This is a genomic window from Fretibacterium fastidiosum (assembly GCF_000210715.1).
Classification (GTDB): Bacteria; Synergistota; Synergistia; order Synergistales; family Aminobacteriaceae; genus Fretibacterium; species Fretibacterium fastidiosum.
This window is the reverse complement of the sequence record NC_021038.1, coordinates 1891959-1893990: the sequence shown is the minus strand read 5'-3', so window position 1 is coordinate 1893990 and position 2032 is coordinate 1891959. Positions and strand designations below refer to the sequence as shown.

The 2032-nt window shown below is 69.8% G+C and carries 3 protein-coding genes; all 3 read left to right on the top strand.

The genetic code is table 11. From position 1 onward, the window contains the following. A partial coding sequence (locus SY1_RS08785) for a hypothetical protein (protein WP_208873499.1) occupies positions 1 to 980 on the top strand: 980 nt, incomplete at its 5' end. Further along, the gene (locus SY1_RS08780; protein ID WP_208873497.1) at positions 914 to 1414 is read left to right on the top strand and encodes a hypothetical protein; all 501 of its coding nucleotides are present in this window, start codon (positions 914 to 916) and stop codon (positions 1412 to 1414) included. The genes SY1_RS08785 and SY1_RS08780, both read left to right, overlap by 67 nt. Before the next feature lie 30 nt (positions 1415 to 1444). Continuing rightward, positions 1445 to 2032, top strand: a 588-nt coding sequence (locus SY1_RS08775) for a hypothetical protein (protein ID WP_208873495.1), incomplete at its 3' end; no start/stop codon positions are given.

Here is a 2032-nt window from a genome sequence, read left to right as displayed (position 1 = left end):
GGCTCTACGCGCTGGCCCTGAAGGCCTTTGGATGGGAGGAGTTCGCCGTGCGCTTCTGGCCCGCCGCGGCGGGACTGGGCATGGCGCTGGCCGCCGCCCTGGCGTCGCGGGGCCGGGGGGCGTGGATCGCCGCCGCGGTCTCCGCCAGCATGGTCATGGGCTTCACCGTGTCCCACCTGGCCTCCTCCCACGCGCTCTACGCCTGCTGCACCGCCATGTCCATGGCCGCCTTCGTCCGCCTTCAGCGCGGAGAGGGGCGCCGCTGGGCGCTTTTGGCCCACGCGGGCGCCCTGGCCGCTCTCGTCGTGCAGGGGCCGGAGGGCCTTCTCCTGCCCTGGGTGGTCCCGATCCTCCACTCGATGCTGACGAGCCGCTTCGGCCCCCTGGCCCTGTGCTGGAGGCACTGGCCCGCCGCCCTGATCTCGCTGGCGGGCGTTTCGGGCTACGTCGCCCTGCTGGCGGCGCAAAACCCCATGATCCTGACCCTGATGCTCTACGAGGCACCTCCCCTGCTCCGGCCGGGGGGGATGCTGAGCCTGCTCTTCATCCTGGTGAGCGTGGTCCCCTGGCCGGGCCTCGTGGTCCGCGCCGTGACGGGCGCCGTGCCCCGCAGCCTGGAGTCCCTGCAGGGGGAGGAGCCCACCCCCCGTTTCTTCCTGGTGCTCTGGGCCTTTGTCTTCGCCTTCTTCGCCGTCATGATGGGGGACTACCTGTCGATGGCCGCCGCCGTGCCCCCCCTCGCCGCGCTGGTGGGGGACTCGCTCGACGAGTGGATCGCGGAGGGGCGCATGGGGGAGGTGCAGCGCGCTGTGGCCCTGAACATCGTCATCATCGTGCCCCTGGCGGTGCTGGGCCTGCCGCTGGCCCTCCGCGCCATACCTGGCCTGGACAGCGCCATGCTCTCGCTGGTGCCGTGGCTCTCCTTCGTCGCGCTTGCGTCGCCGCCGGCTGGTACTACGCCAGGACGCGGCAGCTCCTGAAGTTCGCCCGCAACGTCAGCGCCGCCGCCCTGCTGTGCCTCATGCCCCTGACGGGGGTCTTCGACCTGCTGGCGGAGGACGGCGCGATCCGGGACGTGGGGCTGGCCCTGCGGGGCTCCGTGCAGCGCGGGGACGTCATCGTGCAGTACGCGGTGAATCGTCCCTCCATGTACTTCTACACCCTGCGGAACTACGCCATGGTGAACGCTCCACCCGTGCCGGGCCTGACGCGGCAGCGGGGAGCAAGCCTGTCCGACACGGCGCTGCACCTCCCGTGGGAGGATTATGGCCGCGCGTTCCTGATGATCCCCCGGAACCAGCAACTCTCGGCGCCGCTTCCCGGGGAGGTCAACGCCCTGATGGAGGACGACGGCATGGTCGTCCTGAGCAACCGCTCCGCCCCTCTCGGGGCGGGATCGCTCAGCGCCCGCTGAGCGCCGTCCGTTGAAGAAGGGGGAAGGGTCGTGCTCTTTGACGAGAAAAAGCGGACGTCGCTCCTGAAAAAGTACGAGGCGGAGAGCGAGGACCGACGGAGGCTGTGCCGCCTCCTGGCCGTGATCTCCCTGTTCGTCACCGCGCGGGAGATCGTGGACACGATGAACAGGGTGGACTTCAACCCGGCCGAAAGAACCCGCCGCTGGAAGGTGAAGGACATCGTCCCCGTTCTGGACGCGCTGAATCGATCGGGGCTGGTGCGGTTCAAGGCGGCCTGGGGCAGGGCGCGCTATGCGCTGGACCACCTGCTGATCGGCCCCCTCTGGCGCGAGGCGACGCTGAACGGGGAGTGGGAAACCCTTGACCGGGCCGTTGAGGAGGTCCTGAAGCTGCAGACCACAGCCCTCCATCCGGGGACGTTCGACGACGAGGCGGAGTGCGTCAGGGCCCTGCGGTGGAGCTCAATGCCGGGGAACGACGAGACCCTGGTCAAGGTCTGGTCCAAAATGCTGGACTCGGAAAGCCGGCCGGGGTCCCTGAACCCGGACTACGCCGTCATCGAGGCCTTTGCCAATCCCGTGGACGAGCGGGCTCTCGATGCCCTCCCCCCGTCCGTC